Annotated in this window: 19 protein-coding genes and 2 tRNA genes; 10 read left to right on the top strand and 11 right to left on the bottom strand. The window is 58.7% G+C overall.

The window, feature by feature from the left end; translation table 11 throughout:
- Positions 1–63: 63 nt before the first annotated feature.
- The 5 genes from H2Z84_RS10125 to tgt all read right to left on the bottom strand — a co-directional run bounded on the left by H2Z84_RS10125 (position 64) and on the right by tgt (position 5,223).
- Positions 64–708, bottom strand: a complete 645-nt coding sequence (locus tag H2Z84_RS10125; protein ID WP_181835891.1) for a DedA family protein — start codon at positions 706–708, stop codon at positions 64–66.
- Positions 709–794: 86 nt separating this feature from the next.
- Positions 795–1,730, bottom strand: coding sequence for a protein translocase subunit SecF (gene secF / locus H2Z84_RS10130; RefSeq protein WP_181835892.1), 936 nt, complete (start codon positions 1,728–1,730; stop codon positions 795–797).
- A gap of 14 nt (positions 1,731–1,744) precedes the next feature.
- Positions 1,745–3,586: a protein translocase subunit SecD gene (gene secD / locus H2Z84_RS10135; RefSeq protein WP_181835893.1), complete on the bottom strand. Its 1,842-nt coding sequence runs from the start codon at positions 3,584–3,586 to the stop codon at positions 1,745–1,747.
- Between the two features lie 67 nt (positions 3,587–3,653).
- A complete protein-coding gene (gene yajC / locus H2Z84_RS10140) occupies positions 3,654–3,977 on the bottom strand; it encodes a preprotein translocase subunit YajC (protein ID WP_103525117.1) in 324 nt (107 codons plus the stop codon).
- A 130-nt stretch (positions 3,978–4,107) separates the two neighbouring features.
- Positions 4,108–5,223, bottom strand: coding sequence for a tRNA guanosine(34) transglycosylase Tgt (tgt, locus tag H2Z84_RS10145; protein WP_181835894.1), 1,116 nt, complete (start codon positions 5,221–5,223; stop codon positions 4,108–4,110).
- A 122-nt stretch (positions 5,224–5,345) separates the two neighbouring features.
- Between tgt and H2Z84_RS10150 the strand changes: the two genes are divergently transcribed.
- From H2Z84_RS10150 to H2Z84_RS10195, 10 genes are all read left to right on the top strand, one after another.
- Positions 5,346–5,422: transfer RNA gene (locus H2Z84_RS10150), tRNA-Val, on the top strand.
- 165 nt (positions 5,423–5,587) lie between these two features.
- Positions 5,588–7,489, top strand: coding sequence for a threonine--tRNA ligase (gene thrS / locus H2Z84_RS10155; protein WP_181835895.1), 1,902 nt, complete (start codon positions 5,588–5,590; stop codon positions 7,487–7,489).
- Positions 7,490–7,527: 38 nt separating this feature from the next.
- Complete coding sequence (gene infC, locus H2Z84_RS10160) at positions 7,528–8,052, top strand: translation initiation factor IF-3 (protein WP_103525120.1); 525 nt, start codon at positions 7,528–7,530, stop codon at positions 8,050–8,052.
- A 156-nt stretch (positions 8,053–8,208) separates the two neighbouring features.
- Positions 8,209–8,406: a 50S ribosomal protein L35 gene (rpmI, locus tag H2Z84_RS10165; RefSeq protein ID WP_045845173.1), complete on the top strand. Its 198-nt coding sequence runs from the start codon at positions 8,209–8,211 to the stop codon at positions 8,404–8,406.
- 12 nt (positions 8,407–8,418) lie between these two features.
- On the top strand, positions 8,419–8,775 hold the full coding sequence (gene rplT, locus H2Z84_RS10170) for a 50S ribosomal protein L20 (protein WP_103525121.1): 357 nt from the start codon (positions 8,419–8,421) through the stop codon (positions 8,773–8,775).
- A gap of 210 nt (positions 8,776–8,985) precedes the next feature.
- A complete protein-coding gene (gene pheS / locus H2Z84_RS10175; protein WP_181835896.1) occupies positions 8,986–9,969 on the top strand; it encodes a phenylalanine--tRNA ligase subunit alpha in 984 nt (327 codons plus the stop codon).
- Between the two features lie 20 nt (positions 9,970–9,989).
- Complete coding sequence (gene pheT / locus H2Z84_RS10180) at positions 9,990–12,362, top strand: phenylalanine--tRNA ligase subunit beta (RefSeq protein WP_181835897.1); 2,373 nt, start codon at positions 9,990–9,992, stop codon at positions 12,360–12,362.
- 71 nt (positions 12,363–12,433) lie between these two features.
- Complete coding sequence (locus H2Z84_RS10185; protein ID WP_045845169.1) at positions 12,434–12,736, top strand: integration host factor subunit alpha; 303 nt, start codon at positions 12,434–12,436, stop codon at positions 12,734–12,736.
- Positions 12,717–13,070, top strand: a complete 354-nt coding sequence (locus H2Z84_RS10190; protein WP_181835898.1) for a MerR family transcriptional regulator — start codon at positions 12,717–12,719, stop codon at positions 13,068–13,070. The genes H2Z84_RS10185 and H2Z84_RS10190 overlap by 20 nt, the downstream gene beginning before the upstream one ends.
- A 31-nt stretch (positions 13,071–13,101) precedes the next feature.
- Positions 13,102–13,178 (top strand) — tRNA-Pro (locus H2Z84_RS10195).
- A 105-nt stretch (positions 13,179–13,283) separates the two neighbouring features.
- On the opposite strand, the gene H2Z84_RS10200 is transcribed toward H2Z84_RS10195, so the two are convergent.
- From H2Z84_RS10200 to H2Z84_RS10225, 6 genes are all read right to left on the bottom strand, one after another.
- Positions 13,284–13,706: a DUF1353 domain-containing protein gene (locus H2Z84_RS10200; protein ID WP_181835899.1), complete on the bottom strand. Its 423-nt coding sequence runs from the start codon at positions 13,704–13,706 to the stop codon at positions 13,284–13,286.
- Positions 13,703–14,146: a hypothetical protein gene (locus H2Z84_RS10205; RefSeq protein WP_181835900.1), complete on the bottom strand. Its 444-nt coding sequence runs from the start codon at positions 14,144–14,146 to the stop codon at positions 13,703–13,705. The genes H2Z84_RS10200 and H2Z84_RS10205 overlap by 4 nt, the downstream gene beginning before the upstream one ends.
- Complete coding sequence (locus tag H2Z84_RS10210) at positions 14,143–14,325, bottom strand: hypothetical protein (protein ID WP_181835901.1); 183 nt, start codon at positions 14,323–14,325, stop codon at positions 14,143–14,145. Before H2Z84_RS10210 ends, H2Z84_RS10205 begins: the two co-directional genes overlap by 4 nt.
- On the bottom strand, positions 14,322–14,894 hold the full coding sequence (locus H2Z84_RS10215) for a hypothetical protein (RefSeq protein ID WP_181835902.1): 573 nt from the start codon (positions 14,892–14,894) through the stop codon (positions 14,322–14,324). The genes H2Z84_RS10210 and H2Z84_RS10215 overlap by 4 nt, the downstream gene beginning before the upstream one ends.
- 65 nt (positions 14,895–14,959) lie before the next feature.
- A complete protein-coding gene (locus H2Z84_RS10220) occupies positions 14,960–15,520 on the bottom strand; it encodes a glycoside hydrolase family 19 protein (protein ID WP_181835903.1) in 561 nt (186 codons plus the stop codon).
- Positions 15,520–15,711: a hypothetical protein gene (locus H2Z84_RS10225; protein ID WP_059286275.1), complete on the bottom strand. Its 192-nt coding sequence runs from the start codon at positions 15,709–15,711 to the stop codon at positions 15,520–15,522. The genes H2Z84_RS10220 and H2Z84_RS10225 overlap by 1 nt, the downstream gene beginning before the upstream one ends.
- Positions 15,712–15,764 lie beyond the last annotated feature (53 nt).

A 15,764-nucleotide genomic window follows, 5' to 3' on the forward strand; every position in this document is an offset into this window, starting at 1 on the left:
GGACTGGCTGAAAGGGTAGGGCAATGGCCCCGGCATGGGGCCGGGGCGTTTAGCTGATCTGGATCAGCCGCGACGTGCAGCGCGCTTGTGGCGCCATACTTCGATGATGGCCGGCAGGAAGGAGACGAAGATGATGCCGAAAATCAGGTATTCCAGATTCTTGCGAATGAAGGGCAGATTACCGAAGAAATAACCGGCATAGCAGAAGCCTGCCACCCACAGTACGGCCCCGGTCACGTTGTACACGGTGAACTGGCGATAACCCATGCTGCCAATGCCGGCCACAAAGGGCGCAAAGGTGCGGATGATGGGCACGAAGCGGGTAAAGATGATGGTCTTGCCGCCGTGCCTGTCGTAGAAAGCATGGGTCTTGGCCAGGTATTCCGGCTTGATCAGCCGGGGAAAGCGTTGCAGCAGACGCGCGCCCAGATGCCGGCCGATGGCGTAGTTGACGCTATTGCCCAGAATGGCGGCCAGTGTCAGCAACAGGACCAGCAGGTGGGCATCCATCTTGCCCATGGCCGCCAGTGCGCCGGCTACGAACAGCAGCGAGTCGCCCGGCAGGAAAGGCGTGACCACCAGCCCGGTTTCACAAAAGATGATGAGAAACAGGATGGCGTAGATCCATACCCCGTAATGGGCGACCAGCTGGGTCAGGTGGACATCGATGTGCAGGATGAAGTCGAGCAGGAAAGTGATGGCTTCCATGAGTCACCGTGGTGGTTGGCTGTAAGCGGATAAAAAACCGGCCGGACAAGCCGGCCAGTATGCGTTGCTACAGGGCATGCTCTGGCTCAGACCACGGCTTCCTCTTTCGGTTTGACCGGCTTGACCATGTGCTCGCGGCTGACACCCAGCCACAGCGCGATCGGGCTGGCAACCAGTACCGAAGAGTAAATTCCGAAGATGATGCCGATGGTCAGCGCCATGGCAAAACCATGCAGTGCCGGGCCACCGAAAACCAGCATGGACACCACCATCATCTCGGTGGAGAAGTGGGTGATGATGGTACGGCTCATGGTGGCGGTAATGGCGTTGTCGATGATGCTGGCGGTGGTCTTGCCACGCAGGCCCGGCTTGCGGAAGTTCTCGCGGATACGGTCGAACACCACTACCGATTCATTCACCGAATAGCCCAGCACCGCCAGCACGCCGGCCAGTACGGTCAGCGAGAATTCCCAGCGGAAGAAGGCAAAGCAGCCCAGGATGATCACCACGTCGTGCATGTTGGCGATGATGGCCGACACGGCGAAGCGCCATTCGAAGCGGATGGCCAGGTAGGCCATGATGCCCAGACACACCAGGATGGCGGCAGTCAGGCCATGGGTCACCAGCTCCTCACCCACACTGGGGCCGACAAAATCGACCTTGCGCAGTTGCACGGTGCTGTCCTTGGCCTTGAGCAAGTTCATCACCTTTTCCGATAGCTGGGCCGAGGTTGTGCCCGGCTTGTTCGGCAGGCGAATCATCACATCACTGCTGCTGCCCAGGCTTTGCACGGTGGCTTCGCCCAGCTTCAGGCTGTCGACCGAATCGCGGATCAGGTTCAGGTCAGCCGACTGCTGGTATTGCACTTCCAATACCGTACCGCCAGTGAATTCGACACTGTAGTTAAGACCGCGCGTGGCCAGGAAGAACACGGCAAGAATGAAGGTGACCAGCGAAATTGCCGTGGTCAGCCTGCCGTAGCTCATGAACGGGATGTCCCGTTTGATGCGGAAAAGCTCCATGATCTGTCCTGTCCTTATTTCTCAGGTTTCCACACCTGGCCAATGGCCAGCGAGGTCAGTTTGCGACGGCGGCCGTACCACAGGTTCACCAGGCCGCGCGAAACCAGCACTGCCGAGAACATCGAGGTCAGAATGCCGATGCAGTGCACCACGGCAAAGCCGCGTACCGGGCCGGTGCCGAAAATCAGCAAGGCCAGACCGGCAATCAGGGTGGTGACGTTGGAGTCCAGAATCGTGGCCCAGGCGTGGCCGTAACCGGCCTGGATGGCCGAGTGCGGCGGTACGCCATTGCGCAGTTCTTCGCGGATGCGCTCGTTGATCAGCACGTTGGCGTCAATCGCCATACCCAGTGCCAGCGCGATGGCGGCAATGCCGGGCAAGGTCAGCGTGGCCTGCAGAATGGACAGGATGGCCAGCAGCAGGAATACGTTGACAGCCAGCGAGATGGCCGAGAACACACCGAACACGCCGTAGTAGATCACCATGAACACCGCGATGGCAGCAAAGCCCCAAAGGGTGGAGTGGAAGCCCTTCTCGATGTTTTCCTTGCCCAGGCTAGGGCCGACGGTGCGTTCTTCGATGATGTTCATCGGTGCGGCCAGCGAGCCGGCACGCAGCAGCAGGGCGGTGTCATTGGCTTCTGCCGGGTTCATGCTGCCGGAGATTTGCACGCGGCCACCACCGATTTCCGAGCGGATAACCGGAGCAGTCACCACTTCGGCACGACCTTTTTCCACCAGGATCATCGCCATGCGCTTGCCGATGTTTTCCGCAGTCACCTGACGGAAGATGGAAGCGCCGGTGGAGTCCAGGTTGATGTGTACTGCCGGAGCGCCGTTTTCATCAAAGCCGGCTTGCGCGTCGTTGATGTTGTCGCCGGTCAGCTCGACATCTTTCTTCACCAGAATCTTGCTGTCGCCATGCGAGGTGGCTTCGTCCAGCAGGTCGTAGCCAGCCGGAATATTGCCAGCCAGCGCGTCGCTGACCTTGCCCTGGTCATCTTCCACCATGCGTACTTCCAGCGTGGCAGTGCGACCGATGATGTCCTTGGCACGGGCGGTATCCTGGATGCCAGGCAGCTCGACCACGATGCGGTTGGGGCCGGCCTGCTGGATGATGGGTTCGGAAGTGCCCAGTTCATTCACCCGGTTGTGCAGGGTGGAGATGTTCTGTTTGACGGCATCACCCTGAATCTTGGTGACTTCTTCCGGCTTCAGGGTGGCGGTCAGCTTGTAGGCAGCATCATCGCTGCTCACTACCAGAGTGGGCAGGGTGCGGCTGACCACATTTTGCGCGGCCTTCAGGGTGTCGGCATCACGCAGCTGCACTTCCAGCACATTACCGTTGCGCTTGATGCTGCCGTAGCGCACTTGCTTGTTCTTCAGCTCGCGGCGGATATCGCCAGCGTAGCGTTCCATGGTCTTGTCGATGGCAGCCTGCATGTCCACCTGCAGCAGGAAGTGCACGCCACCGCGCAAATCCAGACCCAGGAACATGGGGTAGGCTTTCAGGTCGGCCAGCCACTGCGGCGAGGCCGGCAGCAGGTTGAGCGCGATGATGTAGCTGTCGCCCAAGGCGTGCTGGATGGCATCGCGTGCCTTGATCTGGGTATCGGCATCCTTGAAGCGGATCTTCAGGCTGCTGCCGTCCAGGTACAGACCGTCCGGGCTGATGTTCTGGGCTTTCAGTGCCTCTTCCACGCGGCCCATCAGGGCAGTGTCCACGGTGATGGACTGGCGGGTGCTGGAGACCTGTACCGCAGGAGTCTCGCCGTAGAAGTTGGGTAGCGTGTAGATCGTGGCAATGATCAGGGCTACCGCAATGACGAGGTATTTCCAGAGAGGATAGCGGTTCATGAGTGATATCGGAGGTAGGAAACGAAACTGACCGCCCGGCTTGCGGGCCGGGCGGCCGTCCTGGGGATTACAGGGACTTCAGCGTGCCCTTTTCCACCTTGCCGGTAACGGCCGGGCGCTGCACATTGATTTCCACGCCATTGGCGATTTCTACAGTCAGGAACTGCTCACCGGTCTTGACGACGCGGCCCAGAATGCCACCCTGGGTAACAACTTCATCGCCCTTCTGGATTTCCGACAGCATCTTCTGATGCTCTTTCATTTTCTTCTGCTGCGGACGAACCATCAGGAACCAGAACAGTACGAAAATGACGATCATCGGCAGGAAAGACATGATGTCAAAACCGCCCGGTGCGGCGCCAGCGGCGAAAGCCTTGTCAATAAAGGGCATGGATTTGCTCCCTTGTTATAGTGTTGATGGTGAAACAAACGGGCCATTGTAGCCACGCTGCGTGTCTTTTCCAACCTTCCGGCCTGAACGCAGGCTCAGACCGGCCGGTGAGGGGGCCGGTTCCCGCGCTTTACGATACGCCGCGCGCGCGCTTGTCGGCGAATTCCAGGCGGAAGTCTTCGAAGCGGTCTTCCTCGATAGCCTTGCGCATTTCGCGCATCAGCTCCTGGTAGTAGTGCAGGTTATGAATGGTGTTCAGGCGTGCGCCCAGAATCTCACCCACGCGATGCAGGTGATGCAGATAGGCGCGGCTGAAGTTGCGGCAGGCATAGCAGGCGCACTCTTCGTCCAGCGGCTTCTTGTCATCCTTGTAACGGGCATTCTTGATCTTGATGTCGCCATGCTGGGTGAAAATCCAGCCGTTGCGGGCATTGCGGGTGGGCATCACGCAGTCGAACATGTCGATACCGTTGGCCACACCGTGCACCAGGTCTTCCGGAGTGCCCACGCCCATCAGGTAGTGCGGCTTGTCGGCCGGCAGCATGCCGTTCAGCTCGTTCAGCATGCGGTACATTTCCGGCTTAGGTTCGCCCACCGACAGGCCACCAATGGCATAGCCGTCAAAACCCACCTGCAGCAGGCCTTCCAGCGATTCCTGGCGCAGGTCGGTGTACAGATTGCCCTGCACGATACCGAACAGGGCATTGGGGTTTTTCAAGTCGTCAAAGGCACGGCGCGAGCGCTCGGCCCAGCGCAGGCTCATCTGCAACGATTTTTGCGCGGTTGCATGATCCACCTGGCCCGGCGTGCATTCATCCAGCTGCATTACGATGTCGGAATTGAGCACGCTCTGGATTTTCATCGAGATTTCCGGGCTCAAGAACAGCTTGTCGCCATTGATGGGGCTTTGGAAGGTGCAGCCTTCCTCGGTAAGCTTGCGCATGTCGGACAGGCTGAATACCTGGAAGCCGCCCGAGTCGGTCAGGATAGGTTTGTCCCAGCCGATGAAGTCATGCAGGCCGCCGAACTGTTCGATCACTTCCAGGCCCGGGCGCAGCCACAGGTGAAACGTATTGCCCAGAATGATCTGCGCGCCGATATCGTTCAGCTCCACCGGGCTCATGGCCTTGACCGAGCCATAAGTGCCCACTGGCTGGAAAACCGGGGTTTCCACAGAGCCGTGGTTGAGTTCCAGAGTCCCGCGGCGTGCGCCGCCAGACGTTTTGTGTACGGTAAACTTCAGCATATGGTGTATTTGTTATGCAAAATCAGCGGGCTAGTATACAGGAAGCAGGCGGCTAAGGTGTTTTTGCTAAAAATGGCCTTGCTTTTTTTGGGGGGCGTCGCTAATATTGCCAACTCGACGACAGGCACGTAGCTCAGCTGGTTAGAGCACCACCTTGACATGGTGGGGGTCGTTGGTTCGAGTCCAATCGTGCCTACCAACACTTAGCATGGAGTTATCCCAGGTGAAACACTGGCGAACTACCACAACCCGATATTCTCACGCTAGCTGAGCCCTGCGGGTTGTACCATGCAAAAAAAGAGCGGCTCAGGCCGCTCTTTTTTTTTACCCTTCGCAATGATATTTCGCCCTGTTTGGAGTTGACATGCCTGACATTCGCCTGCCTGACGGCTCGGTTCGATCCTTCGATAAGCCGGTAACGGTCCATGAAGTGGCTGCGTCCATCGGTACCGGTCTGGCGCGCGCCGCGCTGGCGGGTCGCGTTGATGGCGTGCTGGTGGATACCTCGTACAGCATCGACCGCAATGTCGATCTGGCCATCGTGACCGACAAGGATGCCGATGGCCTTGGCATCATCCGTCACTCTACCGCTCACTTGCTGGCCTATGCAGTGAAGGAATTGTTCCCGGAGGCTCAGGTCACCATCGGACCGGAAATCGAAAACGGTTTCTACTACGACTTCGCTTACAAGCGCCCGTTTACCCCGGAAGATCTGGTTGCCATCGAAAAGAAGATGAGCGAACTGGCTAAGAAAGACATCCCGGTCGAGCGTTACGAGCTGTCGCGTGACGAGGCTGTGGCTTACTTCAAGAGCATTGGCGAGGCCTATAAGGCCGAGATCATCGAGTCCATTCCTGCTGATCAGGTGCTGAGCCTGTATCGTGAGGGTGAATTCACCGACCTGTGTCGTGGCCCGCACGTGCCGTCCACCGGCAAGCTCAAGGTATTCAAGCTGATGAAGGTGGCTGGTGCCTACTGGCGCGGCGACAGCAAGAATGAAATGCTGCAGCGTATTTACGGTACGGCCTGGGCCAAGAAGGAAGACCTGGAAGCCTACCTCTACATGCTGGAAGAGGCGGAAAAGCGCGACCACCGCAAGCTGGGCGTGCAACTGGACCTGTTCCACCTGCAGGATGAGGCACCGGGCATGGTGTTCTGGCATCCCAAGGGCTGGCAGCTGTGGCAGAACGTCGAGCAGTACATGCGCGGCAAGTTGGTGAAAGAGGGCTATCAGGAAGTCCGCACGCCGATGATGATGGATGTGGAGTTGTGGAAGAAGTCGGGTCACTGGCAGAACTACAAGGAAAACATGTTCATCACCGAATCGGAAAAGCGCGATTACGCCGTCAAGCCGATGAACTGCCCGGGTCATATCCAGATTTTCAACAGCGGTCTGCGTTCTTATCGTGATCTGCCGCTGCGTTATGCCGAATTTGGTTCCTGTCACCGCAACGAGCCGGGCGGCGCACTGCACGGCATCATGCGCGTGCGCGGTTTTGTGCAGGATGATGGCCATATTTTCTGCACCGAAGACCAGATCAATCAGGAAGCCAAGGCTTTCCATCGTCTGGTGATGGAAGTATACGAGCGCTTCGGTTTTGACAAGGTGTCGATCAAGCTGGCACTGCGTCCGGAAAAGCGTCTGGGTGCGGAAGAAACCTGGGACAAGGCCGAGCAGGGCATGCGCGAGGCGCTGCAGGCTTGTGGTGTAGCCTGGGAGGAATTGCCGGGCGAGGGGGCTTTTTACGGTCCCAAGATCGAATACCACGTCAAGGATGCGCTGGGTCGCTCCTGGCAATGTGGTACCCTGCAACTCGACTTCATGTTGCCGGAGAGTCTGGATGCCGAATATGTGGCCGATGACAACAGCCGCAAGCGCCCGGTCATGCTGCACCGTGCAGCGCTGGGTTCGCTGGAACGCTTCCTCGGTATTCTGATTGAAAACCACGCCGGGGCCTTCCCGCTGTGGCTGGCGCCGGTGCAGATGGTGGTGATGAATATCACCGAAGCACAGGCCGATTATGCTGCGGAAATTGCAGGAGCATTGCAGAAACAAGGCTTCCGCGTTGATCTTGACTTGAGAAACGAGAAGATCGGCTATAAAATCCGCGAGCACAGCCTGCAAAAGCTGCCGTACCAGATTATTGTGGGCGACAAGGAAAAAGCAGGCGAACTGGTTGCCGTGCGCGCCCGGGGTGAAGATCTCGGTCAGCTCGCGCTGGATGCATTCATTGCCCGCCTCAAGGCTGAGATGCCAGAGGCCTGATCCGGCAACGGCAGGCATTTGATAGATTAATAGGAGATTTGGCTATAGCTCAGGAACGCGAAGCACGGATCAACGGCGAGATTACCGCTCGCGAGATTCGTCTGGTAGGCATGGAAGGTGAGCAGATCGGTGTTGTTGGTCTGCGTGAGGCAATGGCTCTGGCCGAGGAAAATGATGTGGATCTGGTGGAAATTTCGCCGACCGCTCAACCCCCGGTGTGCAAGCTGATGGACTACGGCAAGTTCAAGTACGAACAGTCGAAGAAACGTCACGAAGCCAAGCAGAAGCAGAAGCAGGTCCAGATCAAGGAAATCAAGTTCCGTCCGGGCACTGATGATGGCGATTACAACGTCAAACTGCGTAATCTGACCCGCTTCCTCAATGATGGCGACAAGGCCAAGATCACCCTGCGTTTCCGTGGTCGTGAAATGGCTCACCAGGACATCGGCCTGGCTCTGCTCAAGCGTGTCGAGGCCGATCTGGCTGAAATTGCGACAGTCGAGCAGTTCCCCAAGCTGGAAGGTCGCCAAATGGTGATGATGATTGCCCCGAAAAAGAAATAATCGGGTATAATCGTCTCCTCAATACGGCAGGGTCATCCCTGCCGTGTTGATTTTGTGGGGTGGCAACGCCCCGCGTAAAAGCGTGACGCAGTGGTATCAAGTGCTTTCGGGCCACCCTGTGTCTAATCTAACTCAGAAATTCTGCAGGAGTTTTCCATGCCGAAAATGAAGACCAAGTCGAGCGCGAAAAAGCGTCTCAACGTGCTGGGCAATGGCGGTGTAAAGCGCTCTTATGCGTTCAAGCGTCACATCCTGACCAAGAAAACCACCAAGAACAAGCGCCAGTTGCGCGGTACCACCATGGTACACGCTACCAACATGGCTTCTGTTCGCGCCATGATGCCCTACGCATAAGGAGACTGAATAATGCCACGCGTTAAACGCGGTGTAACCGCACGTGCTCGTCACAAGAAAATCCTTGCCCTGGCGAAAGGCTATCGCGGCCGTCGCAAGAACGTCTATCGCATCGCCAAACAGGCGGTGATGAAAGCCGGTCAATATGCATACCGCGACCGTCGTCAGAAAAAGCGTCAGTTCCGCCAGCTGTGGATTGCCCGTATCAACGCCGCTGCGCGTGAAAACGGTCTGCCGTACAGCAAGTTCATGAACGGCCTGAAGAAAGCCGCTATCGAAATCGACCGTAAGGTCCTGGCCGATCTGGCCGTGTTCGACAAGCCGGTTTTCGCTCAGCTCGTTGAAAAGGCGAAAGCTAGCCTCGCTTAATAGCAAGACTGTAAAAGGGGAGGCTGATGCCTCCCTTTTTTTTCATTTGCCTGGGGTAGTGAAGTAGCAAGAGCGCTGACCAGACTGCCATGAGTGTGGTCAGCCTTTTTGTTTCGGCCAGCCGGTCGATGCAGAGTGCCGATGTTGTCATGCAGCGGCCATCGCATCGCTTGCCGGGTGGCCGGAAAGACGCATACGGTGTGAGACCCAATGACTAACGTTGACGCGATTCTCCAAGCTGGTCTGGCTGCCATCGAGGCTGCTGCTGACCTGATCGAACTGGAGCAGGTCAAGGCGCGCTATCTCGGCAAGAGTGGCGAACTGACCGAACTCCTCAAGCAACTGGGCAAGCTCCCGCCCGAGGAGCGCAAGGCTGCCGGTGCCACCATCAATGTGGCCAAGCAAGCTTTTGAAACCGCCCATAACACCCGCCGTGACCTGATCAATGCCCAGAAGCTGGAAGCCCAGCTGGCAGCCGAATCGCTGGATGTCACCCTGCCGGGCCGTGGCCTGTCCACCGGCGGCCTGCATCCGGTAGCGCTGACGCTGGAACGCATCGCCACCTTGTTCCGTTCCATGGGTTTTCAGGTAGCAGATGGTCCGGAAATCGAAACCGATTTCCATAATTTCCAGGCGCTCAATATCCCGGAAAACCACCCGGCGCGTGCCATGGCCGATACCTTCTATGTGGAAGGTGGCGATGTGCTGCGTACCCATACCAGCCCGATTCAGGTGCGCTACATGCTGAATAACGAGCCACCGATCAAGATCGTGGCGCCGGGTCGCGTGTACCGTGTGGACTCTGACGCCACCCACTCCCCGATGTTCCACCAGATGGAAGGCCTGTGGGTGGAAGAGGGCGTGTCCTTTGCCGACCTCAAGGCAGTGGTGACCGACTTCCTGCGTCGCTTCTTCGAACGCGACGATCTGCAAGTGCGTTTCCGTCCGTCCTTCTTCCCCTTCACCGAGCCATCCGCCGAAATCGACGTACTGGGCGAGCGTGGTTGGCTGGAAGTAGGTGGCTGCGGCATGGTGCATCCGAATGTGCTGCGCAATGTGAATATCGATCCGGAAAAGTACAGCGGCTTTGCTTTTGGTATTGGTCTGGACCGGTTTGCCATGCTGCGCTATGGCGTGAATGACCTGCGACTGTTCTTCGAGAACGATCTCAATTTCCTCAAACAGTTCAATTGATCGCAGGCAGGGGATAAGCAATGCAATTTTCCGAACAGTGGCTGAGAAGCTGGGTTAATCCTTCCCTTTCCAGCGATGAGTTGTCCAATCTGCTGACCATGGCAGGTCTGGAAGTAGAAGAAACCACCGCGGCCGCACCGGCCTTTACTGGTGTGGTGATCGGTGAGGTCAAGGAATGCGTCAAGCACGAAAACGCCGACCGTCTGCGCGTGACCAAGGTGGATGTCGGCACGGGCGAGCTGGTGCAGATCGTTTGTGGCGCACCGAATGTAGCTGTGGGCGTGCGCGTGCCGTGCGCGCTGCCGGGCGCGGTATTGCCGGGTGATTTCAAGATCAAGCCCACCAAGATGCGTGGTGTGGAATCGGGCGGCATGCTGTGCTCCGGCAAGGAGCTGGGCGTACCGGAAGATGTCGACGGCCTGATGCTGTTGCCGGCTGATGCGCCGGTTGGCCAGAATATCCGTGATTATCTGGGCCTGGATGATCAGCTGTTTACGCTGAAAATCACCCCCAATCGTGCTGACTGCCTGTCGATCAAGGGTATTGCCCGCGAAGTGGCCGCGCTGACTGGTGCTGCGCTGCAGCCGCAAGCCATTATCGCCATTGCGCCGCAAATCGACGACGTGGTAGCGGTTGCCATTCAGGCAGGTCAAGCTTGCGGTCGCTATATTGGCCGTGTGATTCGTAATGTCAATGCGGCTGCACCGACCCCTGACTGGATGAAACGTCGTCTGGAGCGCTCTGGTCTGCGCTCCATCTCGGCCATCGTTGATGTCACCAATTATGTGCTGCTGGAGCAAGGGCAGCCGATGCATGCCTTTGATCTGGCCAAGCTGGATGGTGGCATCACCGTGCGCATGGCCAAGGCAGGCGAGCAGCTGCTGTGCCTGAATGAAAAAACCGTCACCCTCAGCGACGAGCATCTGGTGATTGCCGATGATGCCAAGGTACTGGCCATCGCCGGCATCATGGGCGGTGAAGAAAGCGGTGTCACTACTGCCAGCACCGACATCATGCTGGAAAGCGCCTTTTTCGCTCCGGCAGCGATTGCCGGCAAGGCCCGTGCCTGGGGCTTCGGCTCTGACTCTTCCTTCCGCTTTGAGCGCGGGGTGGATTTCCAGCTGCAAACCGAAGCCATGGAACGTGCCACCGAGCTGGTGCTGTCCATTTGTGGTGGCGAAGCGGGCCCGCTGAACGAAAAAGTGGCCGAACTGCCGGCGCGCGGTGGTGTCAAGCTGCGTACCGCCCGTGTCGCACGTCTGTTGGGCATCAGCCTGACCGCCGAGCAGATTGCTACCATCCTCAGCCGTCTGGGCCTGTCCTTCGACACGCTGGAAGATGGCTTCCTGGTACATGCGCCGTCCTTCCGCTACGACATCGAAATCGAAGAAGACCTGATCGAAGAAGTGGCGCGCGTGCATGGCTACGATGCCATCCCATACGCCGCACCGGCTGCACGCCTGCGCATGCTGGCGCTGCCGGAAGAGCGTCGCCCGCGTGAAGATATCCGCCACTTCCTGGCGGGGCGCGACTATCAGGAAGTGGTCAGCTACGCCTTTGTCGAAGAGGCCTGGGAACGTGACTTTGCCGGCAATACCGACCCGGTGCGCCTGATCAATCCGATCGCTTCGCAGATGAGCGTAATGCGTTCGTCGCTGATTGGCGGTCTGGTTAACGTGTTGCAAGGTAACCTCAACCGCAAGCAGCCGCGCGTGCGGGTGTTTGAAGTGGCCCGCGTATTCGGCAAGAATGCAGCCGGCAAAGCCGACGAAAGCACCCAGCCGGAAAAAGTGGCAGGTCTCGCCTGGGGGCCGCGTGTGGCCGAGCAGTGGGGGCAGAAAGCCGAGCGTGTCGACTTCTTCGATGTGAAGGCTGATGTCGAAGCGCTATTGCTGCCGGCTCGTGCCAGCTTTGCCAAGGCAGTGCACCCGGCTTTCCATCCCGGTCGTTGTGCCGAGATCAGCCTGGATGGCAAGGTCATTGGTGTGATGGGCGAACTGCATCCGCGCTGGGCGCAAGAATACGGCCTGCCGACAGCACCAGTATTGTTCGAGCTGGATCTGGCTGCGGTTGCAGCACGCTCCGCCATCAAGGCAGAACCGGTAAGCAAACTGCAGCCGGTGCGCCGCGATCTGGCGCTGGTGGTTGACGAAGAGGTAACGGTTGCTGCTATGCTGGATACTTTCCGTCAGCATGCGTCCGCACTGGTCAAGGAAGTGGCCCTGTTTGATGTCTATCGTGGCAAAGGCGTGGAAGAAGGCAAGAAGAGCCTGGCTTTCCGTGTGGTGTTGCAGGATGATGCCCGCACGCTGACCGACGAGGATGTTGAACCGGCCATCCAGAAACTGCTGGATGCCGTGGCTGCCAGCCATGCGGCCCAGTTGCGTCTGTAAGCCATTATTGCCGGAAGGCGTGGCATAATGTCCGCCTTCCATATTTGCATTCAAGAAGTTAAGGGGTAGTCATGACTTTGACCAAGGCTGAGTTGGCCGACCTGTTGTTTGACCAGGTAGGTCTGAACAAGCGTGAAGCCAAGGACATGGTTGAAACGTTTTTCGAGGAAATCCGTATCGCGCTGGAAGCGGGCGATTCGGTAAAGCTGTCAGGTTTCGGCAATTTCCAGCTGCGTGACAAACCGCAACGTCCGGGGCGCAATCCCAAGACCGGGGAAGAGATTCCCATCACGGCCCGCCGGGTTGTCACCTTCCATGCCAGTCAGAAACTCAAAGGAATGGTTGAGCAATACCATGCTAACAAGCAAGGCTGATCTGCCGGCAATCCCGTCCAAGCGCTACTTCACCATCAGCGAAGTCAGTGAACTAACCGGGGTTAAGCCGCATGTGCTGCGTTACTGGGAGCAGGAATTCTCCCAGCTGCGCCTGGTCAAGCGCCGTGGCAATCGTCGCTATTACCAGCATCACGAGGTGCTGTTGGTGCGGCGCATTCGCGGTCTGCTGTACGACGATGGTTTCACCATCCATGGCGCACGCCTGCGCTTGGGGGCTGGTGGCGAGATGGAGCGTCCGATTACCGCACAGGAAGTTCGCGCAGAATTGGAAACAATCCTGGCTTGGTTGGATGCGGGTATTGGCAAATCCTAAATAAACAGTTACAATGCGTTTCTCTTGAAGTCGGGGTGTAGCGCAGCCTGGTAGCGCACCTGCATGGGGTGCAGGGGGTCGGAAGTTCGAATCTTCTCACCCCGACCACAAGAACACTAGCAGTATCAAGCATTTAAGCCATCCATAAGCGGATGGCTTTTTTGTTTTCTGACGCACCATATTAGAAGAACTTCTAATATAAATGTAGCACCATCAAACAATCACCCCATCTGCTAGCTGGTGGCCATCTCCTCGACCGTCCTCTTCCCAGCTCGATTCCCCTCCGATTTTTACGCCCAGATAGATACCCAGTCGTCGCCATGCCGGAATGCGCGCCACTTTGGCCGCTTCCAGAAGTACCAGGTTGGCCGTATCCTCATCACATACTTCGTGATGGTGGTACAGCCAGTCATGCAGCACGGCTGCCTTGTGGGTGGTATCCCCGAACAGCAGATACAGCAATGGCACGCGCGGCACGCTGGCGTAGTCGGTCAGGAAGCCCGGCTCGACGGTGATCGTCTTGCCCAGGATGTCGGATTGGTAGCGGAGTGGCTCCAGCACCTTCCAGATACCACGGCCAGAGGCCGCAGTATCGTCCACCAGTACCGTGGCTAGGTCGGATAGGAAGGCGCTCATTGCGCCGCGCTCGCAGGTGGGGCCGCCACCGGCGCGCTGGCTTCGGTCGCTTCCTCGGCCAGCTGCTGGGCAATAAGCGATTTAGCAAGGTTCACGCCGAAGCTGATCCGCACCTTGTCGATTTCAGGCAGGCCGGACGCACCCAGCACATCGAGCAAGATCGGCACGGCCGTGCTGGCCAGGGCCTTCAAGTCGGGCTTCGTTGGTGCAGAGGTCGCGGCAGAGCACACCTTGTCGACGTAGGGCGCGGCTTTGGCCAAGTTGGCAGCATCCGCCGGGGCAAGGATGCCCGGGGTATCAGCGACAGCCGCATTGACGGCCTGCAGCTGAGGGCAGACCTGTGCAGCAACTTGGGCCGGTGTCTGGTGGGGTGCGGTGGCGCAGGCAGTCATGACGAATGCGGCAACGACGAACAGCATGGCAGAAAGAGCTTTTTTCACGGAGTCGGTCCTTTGGGGTTGGTAGCAAGCAGGTGGGCAGCGGCGACAGCCAAAATGCCCTGGTGGATGGTGCTCACCAGCAAAGCGGCCGGCGCGTAGCCGGTCAGCACCAAAATCAGCCAGATGACCAGCAGGAAGCCGGCCGCAATGAACCACTGGAAGCGAGCGAGGGCGGTCATGCGGGTTTCACCTCGTCGCCGTGGTGCAGGATCTGGGTAGCGGTGAAGTGGTAGCCCTTGCGGCCATACTTCTCGCCCAGCACCAGCGGAAAGGGCATGGCGTGCATGCCGGCATCCTTGCCGGTGTGATGCTCCTTGCAGAGCACGCGACCATTCACCAGCATGTTGTCGACGAACTTGTAGGGGTCAGCCGGAACGCGGGTGGTGACCTGCTCGACGGTGTTGTCTTCCCAGGTGACGGCGTAGGTCTGGGTGGTCGAGCCATCCCAAAAATCTTCCCAGTCGAACTGGCGCGCAGCGTCGCCGTACTCACCGGCCATGCAGTCGGCCTGCACCAGCTCGAAGTCGATCATCTCGGCCAGGCTGCGCTCGATGGGGTGATGGTGGGTTTCCAGCGGGTGGCCGGACTCGGCGGCCGTGCGCCGGCATACCCAGCAGCGGTTATCGACTGCCACGCGCTGCTTGTGGGTGCGGGCATAGATGGGCGTCTCCGTGCGCGGCGCATGGCCGGGCAGTTCGACATCCACCGTCAGGGTTTCCACTTCTTCGTGGGTCTGGGTGACATCCATTTTCAGGCTCCAGAAATGCAAACACCCCGCGCGCGGCGGGGTGTGGGTTGCTCGTTGATGTGTGGTCAGGTCGGAATGGCCTTGAGGGCGGCCAGGTACAGCGCTTTGCGCTCAGCGAAGCCGTTCGCATCGCCGATGGCTGCTGTTTTGTGTCCACGGTTCACCATGTCACTGACGCCATCAATGTCGCCGGCGTCGGCAAAACGGTTGATGCCTTCTCTTTGCCAGAACTGCCCGGCAGACAGCGCGGCATTGGCCGGCTGCTCCAGTAGCTCGGGATGCGCCAGCAGCGGCAAGCCCAGCGCCTGGCCCATAGCGGCATAGTTCACCCGGCCGGTAATCTGGATCAGGCCGCGCCCACGGAATAGCAGCCCGTCACCCGGCTGGGTGTTGCCCAGGTCCTTGCGGCCCTCGTAGCCGCGTTGCTGCACCGTCGGCCCCCAGATTTCCCGCACGTAGACTAAGCGTCCCGATTCGTGTCCGATCTGGGCAAGGAAGGCGGCCACACGCAGCCGGGTGTTGATCTGGTACTTGTCGCAGGCAGTCTGGATGGCCGGCAACCACTTCGCCGCAGCGGCGGCCGTGCAACCGGTACCGGCCTGCAGGATGTTGGTGGTTAGGTTCATCAGCCGCCGCCTTTCTTCCAGCCGTAGTAGGCCACCACCACGATGAACACGATCACCCCTTTCCAGGCCAGGGCCAGCACCCCGCCACCAACATTGATTCGGAAGCGGTCAAAGGTGCGGTCGATGATCGCGTCCACATCGGCATCGGTCAGGGTGCGATCCTGCTGCAGCTCGTTTTTTTCTTCAGACATAGGCCCTCCCGGGGCACAAAAAAAGCCCGCACGGGGCGGGCTTGTCGATTTAG

The sequence above is a fragment of the Aquitalea aquatica genome, from assembly GCF_013911085.1.
GTDB classification, from domain to species: domain Bacteria; phylum Pseudomonadota; class Gammaproteobacteria; order Burkholderiales; family Chromobacteriaceae; genus Aquitalea; species Aquitalea aquatica.

Bases quoted from the DNA above. Each gene is read 5' to 3' on its own strand.
- H2Z84_RS10125 (WP_181835891.1), bottom strand. From the start codon at position 708: ATGGAAGCCATCACTTTCCTGCTCGACTTCATCCTGCACATCGATGTC.
- secF (WP_181835892.1), bottom strand. From the start codon at position 1,730: ATGGAGCTTTTCCGCATCAAACGGGACATCCCGTTCATGAGCTACGGC.
- secD (WP_181835893.1), bottom strand. From the start codon at position 3,586: ATGAACCGCTATCCTCTCTGGAAATACCTCGTCATTGCGGTAGCCCTG.
- yajC (WP_103525117.1), bottom strand. From the start codon at position 3,977: ATGCCCTTTATTGACAAGGCTTTCGCCGCTGGCGCCGCACCGGGCGGT.
- tgt (WP_181835894.1), bottom strand. From the start codon at position 5,223: ATGCTGAAGTTTACCGTACACAAAACGTCTGGCGGCGCACGCCGCGGG.
- thrS (WP_181835895.1), top strand. From the start codon at position 5,588: ATGCCTGACATTCGCCTGCCTGACGGCTCGGTTCGATCCTTCGATAAG.
- rpmI (WP_045845173.1), top strand. From the start codon at position 8,209: ATGCCGAAAATGAAGACCAAGTCGAGCGCGAAAAAGCGTCTCAACGTG.
- rplT (WP_103525121.1), top strand. From the start codon at position 8,419: ATGCCACGCGTTAAACGCGGTGTAACCGCACGTGCTCGTCACAAGAAA.
- pheS (WP_181835896.1), top strand. From the start codon at position 8,986: ATGACTAACGTTGACGCGATTCTCCAAGCTGGTCTGGCTGCCATCGAG.
- pheT (WP_181835897.1), top strand. From the start codon at position 9,990: ATGCAATTTTCCGAACAGTGGCTGAGAAGCTGGGTTAATCCTTCCCTT.
- H2Z84_RS10185 (WP_045845169.1), top strand. From the start codon at position 12,434: ATGACTTTGACCAAGGCTGAGTTGGCCGACCTGTTGTTTGACCAGGTA.
- H2Z84_RS10190 (WP_181835898.1), top strand. From the start codon at position 12,717: ATGCTAACAAGCAAGGCTGATCTGCCGGCAATCCCGTCCAAGCGCTAC.
- H2Z84_RS10200 (WP_181835899.1), bottom strand. From the start codon at position 13,706: ATGAGCGCCTTCCTATCCGACCTAGCCACGGTACTGGTGGACGATACT.
- H2Z84_RS10210 (WP_181835901.1), bottom strand. From the start codon at position 14,325: ATGACCGCCCTCGCTCGCTTCCAGTGGTTCATTGCGGCCGGCTTCCTG.
- H2Z84_RS10215 (WP_181835902.1), bottom strand. From the start codon at position 14,894: ATGGATGTCACCCAGACCCACGAAGAAGTGGAAACCCTGACGGTGGAT.
- H2Z84_RS10220 (WP_181835903.1), bottom strand. From the start codon at position 15,520: ATGAACCTAACCACCAACATCCTGCAGGCCGGTACCGGTTGCACGGCC.
- H2Z84_RS10225 (WP_059286275.1), bottom strand. From the start codon at position 15,711: ATGTCTGAAGAAAAAAACGAGCTGCAGCAGGATCGCACCCTGACCGAT.